General features: G+C 67.4%; 18 protein-coding genes. 14 read left to right on the top strand and 4 right to left on the bottom strand.

From position 1 onward, the window contains the following. Window positions 1-1,212: 1,212 nt before the first annotated feature. Window positions 1,213-1,968 (bottom strand): hypothetical protein, encoded by a 756-nt coding sequence (locus IPN47_19200; GenBank protein ID MBK9410130.1) that lies wholly within the window; start codon window positions 1,966-1,968, stop codon window positions 1,213-1,215. Window positions 1,969-2,403: 435 nt separating this feature from the next. On the opposite strand from IPN47_19200, the gene IPN47_19195 reads away from it, so the two are divergent. The 3 genes from IPN47_19195 (at window position 2,404) to IPN47_19185 (ending at window position 3,399) form a co-directional block, all read left to right on the top strand. Then, window positions 2,404-2,721: a type II toxin-antitoxin system RelE/ParE family toxin gene (locus tag IPN47_19195; protein ID MBK9410129.1), complete on the top strand. Its 318-nt coding sequence runs from the start codon at window positions 2,404-2,406 to the stop codon at window positions 2,719-2,721. Beyond that, window positions 2,718-3,029: a helix-turn-helix domain-containing protein gene (locus tag IPN47_19190; protein ID MBK9410128.1), complete on the top strand. Its 312-nt coding sequence runs from the start codon at window positions 2,718-2,720 to the stop codon at window positions 3,027-3,029. Before IPN47_19195 ends, IPN47_19190 begins: the two co-directional genes overlap by 4 nt. 160 nt (window positions 3,030-3,189) lie before the next feature. Next, window positions 3,190-3,399, top strand: coding sequence for a DUF2283 domain-containing protein (locus tag IPN47_19185; protein MBK9410127.1), 210 nt, complete (start codon window positions 3,190-3,192; stop codon window positions 3,397-3,399). A gap of 18 nt (window positions 3,400-3,417) precedes the next feature. Here IPN47_19185 and IPN47_19180 read toward each other — a convergent pair whose 3' ends face one another. Beyond that, window positions 3,418-6,096, bottom strand: coding sequence for a PIG-L family deacetylase (locus tag IPN47_19180; protein ID MBK9410126.1), 2,679 nt, complete (start codon window positions 6,094-6,096; stop codon window positions 3,418-3,420). A gap of 1,051 nt (window positions 6,097-7,147) precedes the next feature. Between IPN47_19180 and IPN47_19175 the strand changes: the two genes are divergently transcribed. The 4 genes from IPN47_19175 to IPN47_19160 all read left to right on the top strand — a co-directional run bounded on the left by IPN47_19175 (window position 7,148) and on the right by IPN47_19160 (window position 10,822). Beyond that, window positions 7,148-7,618, top strand: a complete 471-nt coding sequence (locus IPN47_19175) for a hypothetical protein (protein ID MBK9410125.1) — start codon at window positions 7,148-7,150, stop codon at window positions 7,616-7,618. Between the two features lie 1,047 nt (window positions 7,619-8,665). Next, a complete protein-coding gene (locus IPN47_19170) occupies window positions 8,666-8,842 on the top strand; it encodes a hypothetical protein (GenBank protein MBK9410124.1) in 177 nt (58 codons plus the stop codon). Beyond that, complete coding sequence (locus IPN47_19165) at window positions 8,839-9,264, top strand: PIN domain-containing protein (GenBank protein MBK9410123.1); 426 nt, start codon at window positions 8,839-8,841, stop codon at window positions 9,262-9,264. The genes IPN47_19170 and IPN47_19165 overlap by 4 nt, the downstream gene beginning before the upstream one ends. A 316-nt stretch (window positions 9,265-9,580) precedes the next feature. After that, window positions 9,581-10,822 (top strand): PQQ-dependent sugar dehydrogenase, encoded by a 1,242-nt coding sequence (locus IPN47_19160; GenBank protein ID MBK9410122.1) that lies wholly within the window; start codon window positions 9,581-9,583, stop codon window positions 10,820-10,822. A 103-nt stretch (window positions 10,823-10,925) separates the two neighbouring features. On the opposite strand, the gene IPN47_19155 is transcribed toward IPN47_19160, so the two are convergent. Continuing rightward, window positions 10,926-11,297: a hypothetical protein gene (locus tag IPN47_19155; GenBank protein MBK9410121.1), complete on the bottom strand. Its 372-nt coding sequence runs from the start codon at window positions 11,295-11,297 to the stop codon at window positions 10,926-10,928. A gap of 97 nt (window positions 11,298-11,394) precedes the next feature. Then, entirely contained in the window at window positions 11,395-11,613 is a 219-nt protein-coding gene (locus tag IPN47_19150; GenBank protein MBK9410120.1) for a hypothetical protein, read from the bottom strand. Window positions 11,614-12,027: 414 nt separating this feature from the next. Here IPN47_19150 and IPN47_19145 point away from each other — a divergent pair, with 414 nt between their 5' ends. From IPN47_19145 to IPN47_19115, 7 genes are all read left to right on the top strand, one after another. Then, window positions 12,028-12,909: a hypothetical protein gene (locus IPN47_19145; GenBank protein ID MBK9410119.1), complete on the top strand. Its 882-nt coding sequence runs from the start codon at window positions 12,028-12,030 to the stop codon at window positions 12,907-12,909. After that, window positions 12,906-13,781: a hypothetical protein gene (locus IPN47_19140; protein MBK9410118.1), complete on the top strand. Its 876-nt coding sequence runs from the start codon at window positions 12,906-12,908 to the stop codon at window positions 13,779-13,781. Before IPN47_19145 ends, IPN47_19140 begins: the two co-directional genes overlap by 4 nt. 73 nt (window positions 13,782-13,854) lie before the next feature. Then, window positions 13,855-14,793 carry an HNH endonuclease gene (locus IPN47_19135; protein ID MBK9410117.1) on the top strand — a complete coding sequence of 313 codons (939 nt, stop codon included), beginning with the start codon at window positions 13,855-13,857 and terminating at the stop codon, window positions 14,791-14,793. 2 nt (window positions 14,794-14,795) lie between these two features. Next, a complete protein-coding gene (locus IPN47_19130) occupies window positions 14,796-15,314 on the top strand; it encodes a nucleotide pyrophosphohydrolase (protein ID MBK9410116.1) in 519 nt (172 codons plus the stop codon). A gap of 97 nt (window positions 15,315-15,411) precedes the next feature. After that, window positions 15,412-15,858: a SprT-like domain-containing protein gene (locus IPN47_19125; protein MBK9410115.1), complete on the top strand. Its 447-nt coding sequence runs from the start codon at window positions 15,412-15,414 to the stop codon at window positions 15,856-15,858. Continuing rightward, window positions 15,858-19,100: a DEAD/DEAH box helicase family protein gene (locus IPN47_19120; GenBank protein ID MBK9410114.1), complete on the top strand. Its 3,243-nt coding sequence runs from the start codon at window positions 15,858-15,860 to the stop codon at window positions 19,098-19,100. Before IPN47_19125 ends, IPN47_19120 begins: the two co-directional genes overlap by 1 nt. Beyond that, on the top strand, window positions 19,097-19,435 hold the full coding sequence (locus tag IPN47_19115; protein MBK9410113.1) for a DUF3427 domain-containing protein: 339 nt from the start codon (window positions 19,097-19,099) through the stop codon (window positions 19,433-19,435). The genes IPN47_19120 and IPN47_19115 overlap by 4 nt, the downstream gene beginning before the upstream one ends. The last annotated feature ends 148 nt before the right edge of the window (window positions 19,436-19,583 follow it).

The following is a 19,583-nucleotide window of genomic DNA, read 5'->3' as shown; positions in this document are numbered from 1 at the left end:
GCGCGGCGGCCCCGCGCCGCCCCTTTCCCCCCCCCCCCGGCCGGGCCCCCCCCCCCCCCGCGCACTTGGCCACCGGCAGGCCTTCGCCTGGGCTGCGGCCGGTGCTCGACCCCTTCTTCTCCGAGTCGGACGAACTCGCGCGCCCCGCCGATCCGGAGGAGCTACCGCCTGACGAACCGCTCGCCTTCCCGGATCCCGAGGAGTCGTTGCGCCCCGAGACGTAGCCGCGCCCCTTCACCACCTTGCCGTGTTCGTCCTCGGTGTCGCCCGCCGGGCGCTGCACCACCACCACCGGGCGTCGTCCCGAGTACCAGCCGGAGCCGCGGCCATAGCCGTAGCCGTAGGGATCGTAGCCCCAGCCGCCGCCGTCGTAGTAGTCGTCGCCGCCGAAGTCGCCGCCACGCATCTCGCCGCGCGTATCAGGGGGCGGATCACCCAGGCGCGTGCGATCGAGCGCGAAGACGTCCGGGTACGACAGGGCGACCATGATGTCGATCACCGACGGCGACACCCCCGACGCTTCGAGCGAGACGAGCCGCTCGGCATCGAGCCCGAACCCCTGCCCCCGCTCGGCCAGCCACGTCTGCAGCACCCCTACCTCGAGAAAGCGGGACGCTTCCACCACGTCCGACAGCTGCACCGGGCCCGACGCCGCCAGGCGCGCCGAGTGCATCCCGCTCGGGCGCCCGCGGAGGGCGGCCGCAACGCTGGCCGGGAGCTGCGCCGTGGCCGGCGCCTCGCGATAGCGGTTGGCGCGCACGCCGACGTTGGAGCCGAAGGCCACCCCGCGCACGTCGAGCCATTCTCCATCGCGCGACATCGCCATCACGCTGTTCACCAGGCGGTTCTCCTCGCCACAGCGCATGGTGGTGCGCAGGTACACGCGCGCCCCCGTCCCCTGCACCGTCTCGACCCCGGCGCAGCTCCCCTGCTGCACGGCGCGTTTGTCGGCCGAGGCGTCGAGCCGCTGGCGCGTGGTGACGCTGTCGCCCGCGAGCGAGACCAGGTCGACCGCCGCCGGGTTCTCCGTGGGGAGGACGCAGACTCGTTCGCTTCGCTCCGCGGAACCGGGGCGCGGCACCAGGTCCCAGCAGCCGATCCACGGGGCCCACGGTTCGCTCGTCCCCTGCGCGCCGGCGGCTGGTGCCGCGGTGAGGGCGGCCGAGAGCAGGACCAGTCGTGCGATGTGTCGATGCATGCGTGTCTCCCCCATCAGAACCTGACGAACACCCCGATCGAGGCATCATACCCCGAAAGGTCGATCTTGTTGAAGGTGCTGAAATCGCCGTTCATCGGCCCGCGGGCCCAGAGGTACCGCCCTTCTACTGTAAGCCCGTAACGGGGGGCAAGCGAGATGTCGGCCCCGCCAAAGCCGGTGGCGCCCAGCGACCACCCCTTCGATTCGAACGAGTCCTCGAAGATGTCGAGCGTTTCCCGGTCGACGAACTCGCCGTTCTGGCGGAGCCGGTACCAGACGGCGCCCCCCCCGCCCCCCACGTAGGGGACCACGCGGCGGGGGATCCAGGCGTAGCGCCCGATGGCGCGCCCCGGGGCGAGGAGCGAGAGGCGCCCCGTCGCCATGATCGTCGCGCGGTCGAGCGTGGTGGACTGGAGGATGGGGAGGTCGTCCTCCCCCGTGAAGTCGCGCGACTCGGAGTCGGCGGTGCGGCCGGCGTAGGAGGTACTGATCCCGACCTCCACGCGAGGGGCGACGCGAACCGCCGCCGAGAGGGCAAAGGCGGGCGAGGCGAAGTCACCGCGGTCGAGCGTGAGTTCGTCGGTGACCAGGTCGAAGATGTCGCTCCGGGCGCGGGGGGCCGCGAAACCACCGGAGAGGGTCAGCCGCACCGAGGGGGCGCGAAAGAGGAAACCCTCTCCCGTGGCCAACTGGGCGCCGGCTGGGAGTGCGGCGAGCGCAAGTAGGGCGGCGAGGCTGAGCAGGGGGCGGGCGGAGCGGGGCGATCGCACGAGCGGGGTGGGCGGGAGGCTGGGGAGAGGGTGACGTGCAGAGATACCCTGAATGGGGGGGAAGGTGCAGGGGGCGCGAAGGGGGGGACGGGGGACGGAGTGAGGTTGGAGGGCGGATGGGTGCCGGGTCGCCCCTTCCCAGCGCAAGCTGGAAAAGGACGGGCTGACCACGCCCCGTGGCAAGCACACTCGATCGAATCGTCGCCAGCCAGTTGTTCCTCGGCCCGCATGGCAGCGACGCGCGAAGCGCCAACTCTTCGCGCGCGGCGCAAGGGCACTCGTTCGCTACAACTCGCAATGGAAGGATGACGAGTACTGACAGGAGTCTCCGCATCGTTCACGGGCCCGACAGGCAGCGCGTTCGCTGCGCCGGAGCGATCGACTTCCCGCCGTCACGCCCGTTGATCTCACTGCGCCATTGGCGTACACTCCACCTTGCGGTTCATCGAGACCCCGGTCTTCACCGCCCTCCTCCGGCGTACGCTTGATGACGCCTCGTATCGCGCGTTGCAGCTCGCCTTGCTGCTGCGCCCGGAACAGGGCGCCATCATCGCCGGATCGGGCGGACTGCGGAAGCTGCGCGTCGCGCTTCCGCCACGCGGGAAGCGTGGAGGGCTACGGGTCATCTACTATTGGGACGCCGTGAGCGGGACGCTCTATCTCCTGTATCTCTACAAGAAGAGCGAACACGGCGACCTGACACCATCGCAGGTGAAGCAGTTACGCCACGTCGTCGAAGAGGAGTTCGGGTGAAGACAGACGCATTCGCGGAGTTGCTGACGAGCGTTCGCCAGGCCGGTCGTGTGCGACGCGGAGCATCGCCTCGGGGACGCGTGACGACGTTCCGACCGGCCGACGTACGCGCCGTGCGCCAGAAGCTCGGGACGACGCAGGCCGAGTTCGCGCTGATGATCGGCGTGAGCGTCTCCACGCTGCGCAACTGGGAGCAGGGACGGCGGACGCCGGACGGCCCGGCGCTGGCATTGCTCAGGGTGGCGGCGCGGAACCCGCAGGCGGTGGCGGAAGCGTTGCACGCACCGAGGCGGCGGGGTGTGGCGTGACCTGATGGCGGTGGGGTGATGCAGCGTGAGCGCCGCGCCTCTCGTCGGAATTCGCCGCAAAACTCGAGGGATCTCGAGCCGTTCACTCACCGCCGAGGGTTGTCCTCCTCTCCGACGTTACGACCGTCCACAACGCGTTCTTCGACCGAAGGTTCCGCCCATGAAGGTGAAGTACTTCAAGGATACCGACACCGCGCTCCTGGAGTTTTCCGACGAGATTGTCGACGAAACACGCGAGATCTCGGAGAACGTGTGTGTCGATCTCGACAAGGACGGCAATCTCGTGAGCATGACCATCGAGCACGCGGCGCAGGTGGCGCAGCTCCCGCAGGTGAGTCTCGAACAGTTCGGTGCCGACGCGGCGTCGTGACGCGGGGCGCTCCCCCCCTCACCCCCCCGCCGCCAGCCCCGCCGAGAGCAGGTTCACCAGCAGGCGCGCCGCGCCGGGCACCGACGATTCGAGCTGCGCATCGAGCGACAGCGCCGAGAAGACCACCGTCCCCCGCCCCACGCGCGCGGTCAGCAGGGTGCCGGTTACCGGGCTGTCCGCGGCATCACGCATCGAGAGGATCGCGTCGTAGCGCGCGTCGAACGCCCGAGGCACGTTGCGCGCCCGATCCCCCTCCCAGCGTTCGAAGTCCCGCGCCGTGATCGCGTTAGGCCAGGTGAGCAGGCGCGCACGCGGTGCCGTCAGCTGCACAGGCTGGGTCACGTCGCGCAACCGCCGCGGGGTGCTGTCGAAGGTGATCGGGAACGGGAGGAGCGCGCTCTCCCCCACCTCGCGCCCGCCGGAGAGGATCACCAGCGTGCCGCCGCCCTGCACGAAGCGCTGCAGCGCGGGGACCGCCGCTTGCATGGCGTCTGACGCCAGCGCCCCGTTCCCCACCAGCACCGTCGTGAACGCCGAGAGGTTGACGACCGAGAGCAGCGCCGGCTCCAGGAGTTGCGGCGTCACGTTGAGCTGGGCCAGCGTCAGGCGCAGGTCCTCGGCGCCCCGCACGTAGGCCACCTTGAGCCGCGAGGGGACACGCAGGTCGACCGCTTCGACACGATCGTTGGCGAAGCGCACGAACTGCTGCCTGGGGATGTGCGGATACTCGCGTGTGATGCTGCCGTGTCGCACTTCGCCCACCGGGTCCATGCTGATGACGCCGGGTGAGAGCTCGCGCGCACGCCGCACCAGGCTCAGCGCGGCCGCGGCGATCGTGTCGGTGCCGGGACGCAGCGTCCCTCGCAGGCGAAAGAAGAGGTTGCGGCTGCCGAACGGCGGGAGCGCCACCGTGCGCGTGAGCGAATCGGCGGTGAGTCCAACCGGGAGGCGCAGGCGCACGGCCAGCGTATCGGGGGTCGCGCGCGCCGAGCGGATGAAGACGCGGAAGAAGCGATCGACCGGGGTGTTGGCGCGGACAAACTCCGACATGCGGTCGAGCAGGATCGACACCGGCGGGACGCCGGCGAGCGGGTACGACACGTCGCCGCGGAGCATGTCGCGGTCGCGATAGGCGAGCGGCGCCGCGATCACCGGCACGTCGACGCCTCCCAGGGCGATCGTCGCCTCCACCCCCGAGGTGCGGATGCGTTCTTCACCCGCGATGAGCTGCGGAACCACCGCGCCACGCGAGCGCGCGCGCCGCACGTGCAGCGACGTTCCGGTCACGAGCCCATCGACCTGCCACCAATGAAACGTCGGTGCCGTCACGCGCACCCATCCCGTGAGTCGCGCCGTGCTGTCGGGCGGGATCGTGATGGTCGCCTCGCGCGCGAGGACCGACAGCGCGTTACCGTTGAAGGCCGCGACCCGGCGGACCGTGATTGGAGCGAGACCTCCGTTGTAGATCGCGACCGTGACCGGCACCGAGTCGCCAGCCGCAACCAACGCCCGCGCGACCGTTCCGTCGAGCACCACACCGGCCGCCGCGAGCATGCCGCGCGTCGCACGCTCGCGCAGGGCGCCGAGTGACATCGCCAGGTCACCGGTATCCCCTTCGCAGATCGGGACCCCCGACTCGTCCCGGCAGGGGAGTGCGACGCGCACCGCCGTGGTACGCGCCGCGACGCGCGCCAGCGCCTCCGCGAGTGCCGCGCTCACCCCCGCGCGCTCGGCGCCCTCGGCGGCCATGGGTGCATCGCGCACCGCCGCCCGCACGGCCGCTATCTCCCGCTGCAGGGTGTCGAGCTGTGCCACGGCCTCGTCAGGCACCCCATTGGCGAAGTGCGCCCAGGTGGTGTCCACGCCGGCCAGGAGCGAGGGCGCGTCGCCCACGCGCGTGCTGTCCAGGCGCAGCGTGCGCAGCATCGGCCCCACCGACGGGGCCACCGGCGGCCCCAGCGTGCGCTGCAGCTGGCGGAACGTCGCGCCCAGTTCCGCGTAGCTCCTGCCGGAGCGCCCGTCGAAGGCGCCTACATCTATGGAAAGGGTGCGCGCGCCCCCCGCGGCGCCCCCGCGGTCCAGCGTGTACAGCCGCCCCACCCGCCAGCGCGGCAGTCGACCGGTGAGCAGCGCTGGCATGCGCACGCTATCATCGGCCACCGCGAACGCCTCGGCGGCCAGCTCCGCCGAAAGGCGCCGCGTGGCATCGATGGTGTCGGAGGTGCTGGTGAGCGCAATGATCACGTGCGGGCGAAAGGCGCGGATCACGCTCACCACGTCGCGCAGCAGCGAGTCGCGCGGCCACTCGCGCGCCACGATCGAGTCCACGCGCGTGGCGCCGAAGTCGTAGGCGCGCGTGAAGAACTGCCGCGCCCCATCGCGCTGCCGCACCGCCAGCAGCTCGGCCGTGCGCACCACCGCCAGCGGTGCCTCGTGCTCGGGACCGGCCAGGTTCGGCGTGTCTTCGCCGCGGGTGAGCGAGAGGACGCCAACGTCGTAGTGCCGGAAGAGCGAGAGCCAGGCGATGAGTGCGTTGTCCTCGTCCTCGGGGCGGGTGCCGATGAGGAGGACGCGGGGCGGCGCGCCGAGCGCGGTGGGCGCGGGCGCGGGCTGTTGCGCCGGTGCCAGTTGCGGCCCGGCGAGCAGGGCGAGGGTGGTGAGCAGCGCGCGGAGGGAGCGGCGCGTGAGGGCGGACATGACGGGGGCGCGGTGAGGCTGGGAGGTGCTGGTGGTGCGTCGGTTGGGGCGGGGTGCGCCATATCTGTTCGGTGTTTCGCGGCGGGTCAACATGCGAACGGCCGCGTTATGTGTCTGGATGGGACGTGGCGCACCTGGGAGAGTCGGCGCGACCGAGTTGCGACCTCGCGCTCCGATGCGGCGAGGCCCCTCGTCCCAGCGCGAGCTCGGACCCGTTTGTCGCCGCGTCGCTGCGCGAAAGAGCGAACGTGCGCCGCGACTGCGCGGGCACGTGCCGGACACGCGCCGGACGCACGGGAGTTCCTCGGCGGTCATCGGCGCGAGGTGAGGGTCGGCCGAGCAGAGGGAAGGAGGGACATGATCGCAACGACACGCGGCATCGCCGACCTGCAAGCCCGCGTCTCCGCGCGGAAGGGCCCTCCGCACACCAAACAAGCCACAGCGCTAGCCGCACAAGCGACCGCGCGACTCGCCGAAGACACATTGCTGACCAGAAAGCCAACAGCGCGCGCGTGCAAAGGCGCAGCGCTGACCGTCCACCCAGCAGTGTGGACGGGCAAAGGGACTGCGCGCAACGGACAGATGATCGCGCGCCGTTGCCAAGTCATCTTGCTGAAGTGTCAGGTCGCGAAGCGCGATGCACACACGACCGCGCCGAGTGGCAAGGTCACGTTGCGCGATGCACAAACGACCGCGCCGAGTGGCCAGGTCGCGTTGCACGATGCACAAACGACCGCGCCGAGTGGCCAGGTCACGTTGCGCGATGCACAAACGACCGCGCCGAGTGGCAAGGTCACGTTGCGCGATGCACAAACGACCGCGCCGAGTGGCCAGGTCACGTTGCGCGATGCACAGACGACCGCGCCGAGTGGCCAGGTCACGTTGCGCGATGCACAAACGACCGCGCGGAGTGGCGAGGTCCCGTTGCACGATGCACAAACGACCGCGCCGAGTGACCAGGTCACGTTGCGCGATGCACAGAACGACCGCGCCGAGTGGCCAGGTCACGTTGCACGATGCACGAACGACCGCGCCGAGTGGCCAGGTATCGTTGCGCGATGCACAGACGACCGCGCCGGATCGCCGGGTCACGTTGCACGATGCGCAAACGACCGCGTCGAATCGCAAAGTCACGCTGCAGGATGCAGAAACGACCGCGCCGAGTGGCAAGGTCACGTTGCGCGATGCACAGACGACCGCGTCGGGTCGCCAGGTCGCGTTGCGCGATGCACAAACGACCGCGTCGCATCGCATGGACTCGTTGCACGATGCACAAACGACCGCGCCGAGCCGCAATGTCACGCTGCGCGATTCACAAACGGCCGTGTCGAAGCGCAAAGTCACGTTGCGCGATGCTCGAACGACCGCGTCGCGTCGCGAGGGCACGATGCGAGGCGCACAGGCGACGGCGGCAAGTCGTGGGGGATGCGATCGAGGCCTACACATGCTGCTCCGGACGATCGATATGACGCGGCGCCGTTTCCCGAGTCCTCGCGCTCCTATTCGGCGCGCGCTTCACTGATCGCGTGTGACCCCATCACCGGTCTCACAAACAGACGTTCGAACAGGCCCGCTTTCGCGCGTCACGACCGAGCTCGCCCCTTTGCTCGCCCCTTTGCTCGCCCCTCGCTGACGCGCGACGGCTTGGCCGCCGCCGGGAAGATCAGCCGGCTGGTCCCGGAGAGCACGTACTCCGTCGGCCCCGCTCCCTGACGCGTGAGCGCGACGACGAAGCCGCGTTCGATGAACCAGGCGAGCGCGGTCGAGACCGCGCCCTGGGTGAGCCGTGCACGCGGGCCCGCAACCGCTGGAGTTCCTCGCCGCGCCAAACGAAGAGCGCGAGCGGGCGCTGCGACTGTTCGCGGCGCTCCAGCGTCCCCTGGAAGTAGGGGGAGCTGGCGAGGTTGTAGAGGTTCGAGACGGTGGGGAGCGGGGGAAGGAACACGGAGCGACGATCTGCTGAGGACGTCGATGGGGAGATAGTGGGCCGATATCTGCTGAGGGGCTAATACATGGCCCATATCTGCTCGGCGCGTGGTCCCACAGATACCTCGCCCGGGCGTGAATCGGCGGGGCGTTCGCCCGATCCCCTACGGAGCGCTCAGCGGGAGGGAGCGCTTCGTCCTTCTTCCTTTCTGACGGTTTCTGACGGTTTCGGTTGAGCGGGCCGGCGGAGTCCATGTCATGGCCTGCGCATAGCATGGCAGTCGTGGAGGGCCATGCTATGGCGACGCTTGCATTTGGATTCGGCGCGCTATGGGAGCGGTCGAGGAGTCGACGGCTTTTCCTCTCGGCGCAAAGCGCAGGTCCCGCAGCGGCGCGGGGTGCAGCACGCATGCGTCGTAGACAACAGCGAAGGGCCCGTCAGTGGCTGAGTCCCATGTCCTGCGTCTGGCGGGTCAGCTCGTCGAGCGCGTCCTCGCGGACGCTCACGGCGACGCTCACTCGGTTCATGACGGTCGTCATACAGACCGAACCTTGCTCCGAGCTGTATGGAGCCGTACCTTCCCTTGGCACTTTCCGGAAGGGAGCCATGGCTAGGACGCGCCGCGTAATTCGCCGCAAAAACATGCTCATCGACCAGCGAAAGCTGGATGCCGCGAAGGCCGCGCTCGGCGCCGAGACCGAGACGGCCGCCGTGGACGCCGCCCTCGACCTCGTCGTCTTTCGTGCCGAAGTCTTCCGCGGCCTCGACGCGCTGGTCGCGGCCGGGGGATTGGGCACGCGCACCCGCCGCGCCGGTTGATCTACACCCTCGACACCAACGTTCTCGTCGACGCGCTTCGGCAACCGGGCGAACTCGACCGCCTGAAGGCGTTCCTCAGCTGGGCGTTGCCTTCCACCGTTCTGTCGAGCGTCGTCGTCGCGGAACTGACGGCCGGCGCGCGCACCGCGAAGGCCCGCGAGGCGCTCGAGGATCAGTTCCTGGCGCCGTTCGAGCGGCGCGGGCGCATTCTCGCGCCGAGTGCCGCGGCGTGGCGGCGAGCGGCGACCGTCACTGGCGCTACCACGGCCGCCCCATCGGCCAATCGCTTCAACGACGTGCTCCTCGCATGCCAGGCGCGCGAGTTCGGGTGGACGATTGTCACACGGGACGCAGACTTCGGCGCGATCCGCCGTTCGGTCACCGGGCTGAAGGTCGCGGCGCCGTTCCCCGCGCGCCCGTAGGCCAGGCGTGGGCGGTGCGACGACTTTTTCTGGTGACACTGCAGCATGGCAGCGGGGGCGCAGCATCCGGTTATAGCGAGATTCGCGAGTTTATCGGCGATCGCTAAACTCGCGAACGCGGGATCAAAGCATCAGGATGCTGACCCCATGATTCGTGCTCGCGTGATCGGTTTCAACGCGTGCGATGTTCGCATCGTGAACGCGGCGTTGTCGGAGAAGCTGCCCGACGATCCGATTTCCCGAACTGTCGCACGCCCATCTTATCTTCACGCGCACCGCCCCCACCTCGAATCCCGCCCTACGGAGCACTCCCAGGATGATCCGCTCCTCCTCGTTGGTGCTGGCCGTTACCGTCGCCGCGTCGGCCTGCGCCGCTCGCACCTCCGCGCGCCCTAACGACGCCGCGCTCCCGGCAGACGTCGTCCAGACCGCGTTCCACGACTTCCGGGTCGTCGAGGTGGCGCGTGGGCTCGTCAACCCGTCCGCCCTCGAGTTCACGCCGGAGGGGGACCTGCTCGTGACCGAGCGCCCCGGGCGACTGCGCATCATCCGCAAGGGAGTCCTCCTCCCCGACTCGGTGGCGGGGCTCCCGCCCATCCAGGCACTCGGCCGAGGCGCGCGGAAGATGTCGGGACTCGAGCAGGCCGGGCTGCGCGATGTCGTCCTGCATCCGGACTTCGCGACCAACCGGCTGCTCTACATCAGTTACGTCAAGCCCGGCGCCGATTCGTTAGGCAGCCTGGCCGTGGTCCGCGGGCGCTTCGAGCGTGACCGCCTGACGAACGTGCAGGAGGTCTTCCACGCGCGCGCGGACGGCAACGGCACCTCGCGTGCCTCCATGTGGGGCGGTCGGCTCGCCTTCGACCGACAGCGCTACCTCTACATCACGCTCGGCGACCGCCAGTGGCCCTCCACCGGCGACCTCACCGCGCACCCGGCGCAGCGGCTTTCCGTTCACAACGGCAAGACCGTCCGCCTGCACGACGACGGACGCATCCCCGCCGACAACCCGTTCGTGAACACGCCCGGAGCGCTCCCCGAGACCTGGACCTCCGGGCATCGCAACGCACAGGGGCTGGCCGTCCATCCGGTGACGGGCGACGTCTGGAGCAACGAGCACGGCCCGCAGGGGGGCGATGAGGTGAACCTCCTCCGTTCGGGGCGCAACTACGGCTGGCCGGTGGTGGGCTACGGGGTGAACTACACCACCGGACGCGCCATCCACGAGGGGACGTTGCGCGAGGGGATGGAGCCCCCGGCGTTCGTCTGGGTCCCGTCCATCGGCGTGAGCGGGATGATCTTCTACACGGGGAATGCATTCCCCGGCTGGAAGGGCGACATGCTGGTGGGCGGGATGAGCGGCCAGCGACTCGTCAGGCTGCGGCTCAACGGGCAGCGCATTGTGCGGCAGGAGGACTTGTTGCGCGACATTGGTCGCGTGCGCGACGTGGAGCAGGGGCCAGACGGGTTGGTCTACCTTGCGCTCGACGGCGGCACGCGTGACGCGGACGGGCCGCCGACGGCGATCTTGCGGCTGGAGCCGGTGGGGAAGCGCTGAGGGCGCGAAGTGACGTTCCGCATGCGCCGATCGGCAGTGCCCCGCAACCTGCCGCCGGCACGACGGTGCGAACTCATCGCCCGAGCCAATCGCGACGCTGACGCTACTCCTGGAGTCGATGCATCACCGACCACACGTCGTGCAAGGCATCCTCGTAGGCCGCACCGGCCCGTCCCTGGTGGCGCCGGACCTCGCTCTTGAAGTTGTCGTAGTCGAGTTCGGCCGCGAGGCGCGCGACGACGTCGCTCCAGGTGGCCTTGGAGACGAAGCATCGATAGGCGTAGTCGGTCCCTAACGAGTCGCGTATCTCGGTCTGCGCCAACAGGTCCGGGAAGCGTTCCTTGAGCGCCTCGAGGTGCGCCCGCACCCTGGCGCGGACCATGATGCGCTCAGGGTCCACCGGTTGCCGGTAGGCGCCGTCGCCCTGCCGGGCACAGACGGCGCTGAAGAAGCCGTAGCGGGTGAAGAGCCACATGGGGATCGGGAGTAGTGATGACGGCGAGGAGCTTCGCCTGCCGGTCGTCGCGCTCGCTGACGCCGGCGTGCCGCCGCGCATGCATCGCGCGACGGTCTCAGTCGAAGATGATCAGCGGGTTCATCTCCGCGGGTGACTTCCACTCGATGCCAAAGCGATCGTGCAGCACCTGCTGCTTGGCCGCCCAGAAGGCGTGGCAGCTTCCGAACGAGCCGCGTGGAATGCCGAGCCGGTCCAACTCCTGCCACGCCAGCTCCTCGGCGTGGTGTACGACGGCGAGATAGGCGGGGGACTGCTCGACGGGATCGTGTTGCATCGCCGTAGCGCGCTGCTGGGGTCGAGTGGGGTGAACGGGTTGGAGTGTAGCGGGGGGGACTGACAGCGGGCGCGGCGCGAACCCCTGAGGAGGTGAAGGTGGCGGCGTAGGGCCGAGCCATTGCGGCTTTGTCAGCGGCGTGGCAATTTGTCAGCTATCGAGCTGACAAATGGCGATGGCTGACAAATCTCCCACTTCCGACGCCCGGCTCAGCGGGGGCTGGCCCTCATCGGTCAGGCCGTAGCGGGGCACGCCGACGTGCGATTGGGACTCCCGCCGCACGGCGACGAGCGCGCGCTTTGGGCAACTCTATTGCCGCTCGCCGCCGACCGCGGGGAGAGTGCGAGCGTTCGCCTTCGGCTGAGCCTCTCCCCTGCCCCGTCGCGCAGGCGACAGTCGGTAACGGAAGTTCGCGTGCTCGCCGACGTCGAGGGAAGGCGCGAGCTGGAGTCGCTACGACGGGCGAACGCGAGCTTCATTGACCTGGAGAGCCGGACCGTCCGCCTGTCGATTCCGGGGCTCCTCATCGATCGCGTCCTCCCTCCCGAGGCCGACGACGCGTCGGAGTCCAGACCACGCACCGGGGCTGACCCATTCGCCGATCGGGCCAGCGGTGTGGTGCGCGTGCTGCTTCGCGACGCACTGAGTCCCGCACCTCGCACGTGGGGGGTACGCGAACTCGCCTCGACTTGCCACGTGGATCGGACGACGACATCCGAGGTGCTCCGTCAGCTGCATGCGTGGAAGCTCGTCTCGAACGAGCGGAATGTTTCGCTCCGTGGACGTCCCGTCACGGCACGCGTCATCGACGTCGCGAGCCTGATCGACCGCTGGAGCGCATCGTACGACTGGACCATGAATAGTCGCCTCGCGGTCCACGCGCCGATCGGAAACATGGAGCGCTTCCTGGCGCGACTCCCTGAGCTGCTGCGAGGCAGGCGATGGGCGCTCGCACTTCAGGCCGCGGCATCGCGCGTCGCTCCGCACGCCGCGTGGGATCGCGTGCACGTATACGTCGACGCGGGGGGCGCCAACCGACTGCGCACAGTGGCGACAGAACGTGACTGGGAGCCCGGCGACGATGGCCGGTTGGTGTTGATGGCGCCGTACTACGACAGGAGCCTGTGGTCAGGGATCACACGACTCGGCCGGTTGCCCGTGGTGGGCATCGAGCAGCTGCTGGTCGACCTGTGGCGATATCCGGTCCGCGGGCGGGAACAGGCGGATCACCTGCTGGAAATGCGTGGAGCGCTACCGCGCGTGGTGTTTGCGTGTCGGTGGGAGGAGCCTGTGTGAACGGGGAAATCAACCGCTCGTCGTTCGAGCGTGGACTGCAGCGCGTGGTGTCCGCGTTGGAGCCCTACCTGGGCGAGATCGTCATCATCGGCGGATGGGTGCCATACCTGTATCGTCAGTATGGCGGTCTCTCGACGTGGCACGGGCGACTCTCGATGACGCAGGAAGTCGACGTGCTCGTGACATCCGAGATTCCTCCCGATGGGCGCGACACGATCGCCGAGACTCTCCGGACAGCCGGCTTCGTGGCGACCGCGAACACGAGCGCGGCGGCCGTTTGGACGAACGATGCGGCGTCGGGCGAGAAGATCGAGTTCCTCGTTCCCCACGCGGGGACATCCCGCACGCTCGGTCGGATCGTTGGTGTCATGCAGCAACCCGGGGTCGGGGCCGTCGCACTGGATCGGCTCGACCTGCTGCAACGGCATACCAAGCGACTCCGGATTCCCGCGCTCGACGCCGCAGGGAGCACGCGGCTGGTGGAGGTTCGTGTCCCGACGCTAGGCGCCTACGTCCTCAACAAGGCGGCGACGTTTCAGGATCGGCGCGTGATGGAAGGCGACGCCGTGTACCCGAAACGAGCGAAGGACCTCGTGTACCTGCACGACGTAATGGGGGCGGGGGCCGACGTCGAGGCGCTCGTACATCACGACCTTGTGGCAATGTCGAAGCCGGGCCGCCATGTGGTGTCGAAGGCGATCAGCAGCCTGGATGCCGTGCTGAGGAGAGTCGCAGGGGTGGAGGAGGCCTCGCGTGAAGTGGCAGAGCGTGATGGGATGACGAGAGAAGCAGCGGACGCGCAGATTCGCGGAAGACTCAGCGATCTCCTGGATGTTCTTCGGGAGGTCTCGAGTCGACGGCGCCGACGGTAGAGGTAGGAAATCGAAACAAGCACGAATTCTCGGGAGTGATCTCCCAGTCCTCCTGTCCACCTCACAGATCGCGATGCGCAAAGCCTACCTCGGCGTCACCGACTTCGACTGGTACGAGCAGCTCGCGCACGCGCGCGATTGCCAGGAAATCAACTTCTGGCAGCCCGGTGGTCGTCACCTCTTCAAGGTGCTCTCAGCGGGCGACCTGTTCCTCTTCAAGCTCCACAGCCCCAACAACTACATCGTCGGTGGCGCTTTCTTCGAGACCGCGTCGCTTCTGCCGGTTTCGCTGGCGTGGGAGACCTTTCGGGATGGGAATGGCGTCCGATCGCTCGCCGAGATGCGCGAGCGGATCGCGAAGTACCGCCGGGAGCCGCTGCGCACCGGGGACGACCCGGTCATCGGCAACATCATCCTCCAGCATCCGTTCTTCTTCCGAAGAGACGCGTGGATTCCGATGCCGCCGGACTTCTCGCTGAACACGGTGCAGGGGAAGACGTATGACCTCGACGCCGGCACTGGGCGAGACCTCTGGCGGGCGCTGGAGGCGAACATGTCGACCGCGGCGCTCATTGGTGCCGCGCCAATGGTGGCAGAGGGAACGACGATGCGGATGTTCTCGGATCCCGTGCTCGCGCGCCGGCGCCTGGGTCAGGGAGGCTTTCGCGTCTCTGTTACCGACACGTACGATCGCCGCTGCGCCGTCACCAACGAGCACACGCTCCCCGTCCTCGAGGCGGCGCACATCCGCCCGGTGTCAGAGGGGGGCGTACACTCCATCACCAACGGCCTGCTGCTCCGCTCCGATGTGCACACGCTCTTCGATCGCGGCTACGTGACGGTGACGCCAGACTACAGGTTCCGGGTGAGCACACGGCTACGCGCGGACTGGAACAACGGGCACGTGTACTACGCGCAGCAGGACCTCGCGATCAACCTACCCGGGGACAAGTCGAAGTGGCCCGACCGGGTGCACCTCGAATGGCACGCGGACGTCGTCTTCCTCAAATGACCATGAGCACCGACCGACTGCAGCAGATTCGTCATCGCCTTCGGCAGTTCACCGAGGAGCGAGACTGGGGACAGTTCCACAATCCGAAGAATCTCGCGATGGCGGTGGTGAGCGAGGCGGGGGAGCTGGCGGCGGAGCTGCGCTGGGTGGAGGGGGCGCAGTCGGATGACTTCATGCGGACGTCGCCGGGGCGGGAGCGTGTGGCGCAGGAGGTGGCGGACGTGGCGATCGCGCTGCTGCTGTTCTGTGATAGGGCGGAGATCGACCTGCTGGAGGCGATCGAGCGGAAGATCGAAGTGAATGCGGGGCGGTATCCGGTGGAGGTGGCGCGGGGGAAGGCGGAGAGGCCGCCGCTCGACGCGACTCCCGAGCGCACCATGACCACCAGCACCTTCATCGTTCAACCAGATGGCAGACTCCTCGCTCTGCGCGAGTCGCCGAACGAGTACACCCACACGAGACAGGCGTCTGGTGGCAACACGGAGGAGGGCCCTGGGCGCAGACATGACCGCTCACCATAGGCCACGAATCGGGCGGGCAGGAACCGAGAACAACCGCGCGCAGGCTGCGAGTGCGCGGGTGGCCGCTCTTGTGCGGCGGTACGCCAAGAGATGGAGGATGATCGAGACCTGCCGGGACGTCGAGATTCGCTTTTCGCCACGACTGAAGCGTGCGCTTGGGCGTTGGTACCCGGGTACAGCGAAGATCTCACTGCACCACGCATTGCAGTCCGCTGATCGCGCACTCCTCGCGGAGGTCGTTGGCCACGAGCTGGCCCACCTGGTTGCGCGGGCGCGATTCGGCCGGGTTCGGCCACACGGGGCGGAGTGGCGAACGCTCATGACTCAGGCTGGGCTCGATCCCAGGACTTCCATGCCCTTGCCAGCGACTGCTGTCCAACGGCCGGCACCTCGGAAGGCGACGACGTCCTATCACCATCGCTGTCCGGTGTGCCAGTCACAGCGGACAGCTCGGCGGCCGGTCTCTCGCTGGCGCTGTGCTGAATGCGTTGCAGCTGGCCTGTCGGGCGAGCTGGTCGTAACACGGCGAGTGTGGAGAGGGTGATGGGGTTGAATGTCGATTCTAAGCCAAGCGAGGATGCTGGAGGGGAGGAGCCGGAGTCTGCGTGCCCGTTCTGCGCTATCCCGGATGATGCATGTCTCCTGGCAGAGGAGACGGTACGGGCGATATGGGATGGCTTCCCGGTCTCACCGGGACATTCGCTCATCATACCTCGCCGGCACATCCCCACGTGGTTCGACGCCTCAGTCGACGAGCAGGACGCCATCACAAGGCTGGTGGATAGAGTCAGGGTCGAGGTCGACAAACGCTACTCGCCCGACGGCTACAACATCGGCGTCAACGTTGGGAGAGCAGCGGGACAAACGGTGTTCCACCTCCACGTGCACGTCATACCGAGGTACCGGGGCGACGTCGTTGACCCGACGGGTGGCGTTCGCTTTGTCATTCCGCACAAAGCGAACTACACGCAGTCGCCGGAACAGCTGGGTGCGCCACACGCGCGCGCGCTTGTTCGCGGAGCAACCGATCCGTTCCTCCCGCACTTGCTCGCCCACCTCGACAACGCGCGCCGCGTCGACATTGCCGTTGCCTTCATCCTTGAGAGCGGCGTACGGCTCATTGAGGAGCGACTGCGCGATGTTCTCGCACGTGGCGGGCGCATTCGCCTTCTAACCGGGAAGTACCTGGGAGTGACGGAGCCGGAGGCACTGCTTCGTCTACTCGATCTCGGTGAGGGAGCCGACGTCAAGGTCTTCGAAGGCGGCGCTACAAGCTTCCATCTCAAGAGCTACATCGTTCACTCGAAGGAAGGTACAGGGACAGCGTTCGTTGGCAGTTCGAACATCAGCAGGAGCGCGCTCAAGGAAGGCGTAGAGTGGAACTACCGCGTTCTCACGTCGCGAGACGGAGAGGGATTCCGCGACGTGCAGCGTGGCTTCGAAGAGCTCTTTCGCGATGAGCTCGCAGTTCGCATCGACGCCGAGTGGGTAGCGCGGTACAAGGCTTCGCGGCGGGTCGCAACGCCGACCGTGACTGGCGTTGTCCCGGAGACGCCTCCGGCGCCACCAATGCCACACCAGGTCCAGCGTGAAGCCCTAGCCGCGCTGGCAAACACACGCGCCCGCGGTAGCACCGCTGGATTGGTCGTCCTGGCGACCGGGCTAGGGAAGACTTGGCTGAGCGCCTTCGACACTCTCGCGACGAGGGCCAAGCGAATCCTGTTCGTCGCGCACCGAGAGGAGATCCTCGATCAGGCGCTGCGGACGTATCGGATGCTGCGGCCGGCGGCGATTCTGGGGAAGTATACGGGGACTGAACGGGCGCCGGATGCGGAGGTTCTCTTCGCGTCTATTCAGACGCTGGGACGCCAGCGGCATCTCGATCGTTTTCCCGGCGATCACTTCGACTACATCGTCGTCGACGAATTCCACCACGCGTCGGCAGAGACCTATCGTCGCCTGCTCGATCACTTTGCCCCAGACTTCCTGCTCGGCCTCACCGCGACGCCAGAGCGAACGGACGGTGCAGACCTGCTGTCGCTGTGTGGCGGAAATCTCGTATACCGCTGCGATGTGGCGGATGGCATTCGACGCGGACTGCTTTCCCCCTTCGAGTACTACGGTGTGCCAGACGAGGTGGACTACACCAACATTCCGTGGCGGAGCAATCGATTCGACGAAGAAGCCCTGTCGACCGCGGTCGCCACACAATCTCGAGCCAGCAATGCACTCGACCAGCTAGAGCGCCGTGGAGGACAGCGGACCCTGGCCTTCTGCGTCTCGCAGCGTCACGCCGACTTCATGAAGAAGTTCTTCATTCTGAACGGCAAGCGCGCGGCGGCTGTATACGCAGGGCCAGACAGCGATCCTCGGGCGCACTCGTTGGAAATGTTGCAGACTGGCGAGCTCGATGTGCTGTGCGCCGTCGACATGTTCAACGAAGGGGTCGATCTCCCCGAGATCGATACCGTCATGATGCTCCGGCCGACCGAATCTCAGATCCTATGGCTTCAGCAGTTCGGCCGCGGACTCCGCTACCGAGAAGGAAAGCGACTCAAGGTCATCGACTACATCGGGAATCATCGCACATTCCTGTTGAAGCCGAGGACGCTCTTTGCTCTGACCGGGGGCGACGCCGAGGTCTCACAGGCGCTCCGGATCGTCGCTGATGGGCGTGGCAGTGAGCTCCTCCCGCCGGGGTGCGAGGTGACCTACGACCTCGAGGCGCTGGACATCCTTACGCAGCTCCTCGAACAGCGGGGACGTGGGGGAGATGTCTTCGAGGCGTACTATCGGGAGTACCGCGAGCGGACTGATAGGCGCCCCACGGCGGCCGAGGCTTTCATCGATGGATACGATCCGAAGGCGGTGCGCCAGCGGTACGGATCGTGGTTCCAGTTCGTGCAGTCCATGGGTGATCTCTCGGTGATGGAAGGGCAAGCTGCGGATCACTTGCGCGGATTCCTGGCAGCGCTCGAGATCACCCCGATGACCAAGAGCTTCAAGATGGTGGTGCTCCTGGCGATGATCGCGGAAGAGGCCTTCCCCGGTAGCATCTCGATCGCGCAGCTGATCGAGCGCGTTCGACTGATGGCGCGCCGGCAGTCGGCGGTGCGAACGGAAATGGGAGAGGCTCTCGAGGACGCGAGTGCGATGCGCACGCTGCTGGAGCAGAACCCCATCCAGGCGTGGGTAGGCGGGCGCGGGACGGGAGGAGACGCGTACTTCCGTTATGAAGACGGCGTGCTTTCGACCACCATGTCCGTCGCGCCAGGGCTGCGAGAGGTGGCCGCCTCTCTGGCTCGTGAGTTGGCCGAGTGGCGTCTTGCCGTCTACGTGCGGCGCGCTGGGCTGAACGATGGCGCGCCGCGCATTGTCTGCCGTGTGTCGCATGCGGGCGACAACGCGATCCTCTTTCTCCCCTCACGCGATCGAAACCCTGGGATCCCCGAGGGATGGGTGACCGTGATGGCCGACGGCGAGGAATACCAGGCCAATTTCGTGAAGATCGCGGTGAACGTCATGCACCGCGTGGATTCCGACACGAATGTCCTCAGCGATCTCTTGCGCCGGTGGTTCGGTCCGCGGGCCGGACAGCCGGGAACGAAGCAGGAGGCAGTCTTCACCAAGGAAGACAACGGCTATCGCCTATCGCCATGGAGTTCGGACGAGAAGACGGGGCCGCACTTGTGGGAGAAGTACAAGCGAGCCGAGGTGCCAAAGTTGTTTGGGTTCGACTTCAAGGGGATGGAGTCGCAGTCAGGGGTGATAACGAGACCAGGTTGATCATCCTGTTCGTGACGCTCGACAAGACGACGATGCAGAAGGACCATCAGTATGAGGACGCCTTCTTGTCGCCCACAGAGTTTCGATGGCAGAGTCAGAATCGGACTTCAAGGGACAGTCGGTCAGGAAGGGAGCTGGCGGAGCATGCGAAGCTGGGGATTGGTGTTCATCTCTTCGTGCGTCAGACGGGAAAAGTGAACGGGGTAACACAGCCATTCGCGTATATGGGAGAACTGGAATTCGAGCGGTGGGAGGGCGATAAGCCGATCACTGTGTGGTGGAAAATGAAGACTGATGTTCCGAGCGAGCTCCGACGACCGTTGAAGTTGAAGTGAGCGCGACTCTGCAGACGGTGTCAGTGCTCCGTGATAATGTGGTCGCCGGTGCGGTGGCGAGTGCGTAGCGAACCGGGCGACCCGTCGCCAAGGCCTTCACGAGACGCATTCTGTCGAGCAGCGATCACGAGCTTAGCGAAAGACTAGA

The organism is Gemmatimonadota bacterium, assembly GCA_016719105.1.
In the GTDB taxonomy this organism is placed as follows: domain Bacteria; phylum Gemmatimonadota; class Gemmatimonadetes; order Gemmatimonadales; family Gemmatimonadaceae; genus SCN-70-22.
The sequence above is the reverse complement of the archived record's forward strand: the minus strand, read 5'-3'. Positions and strand labels throughout refer to the sequence as shown.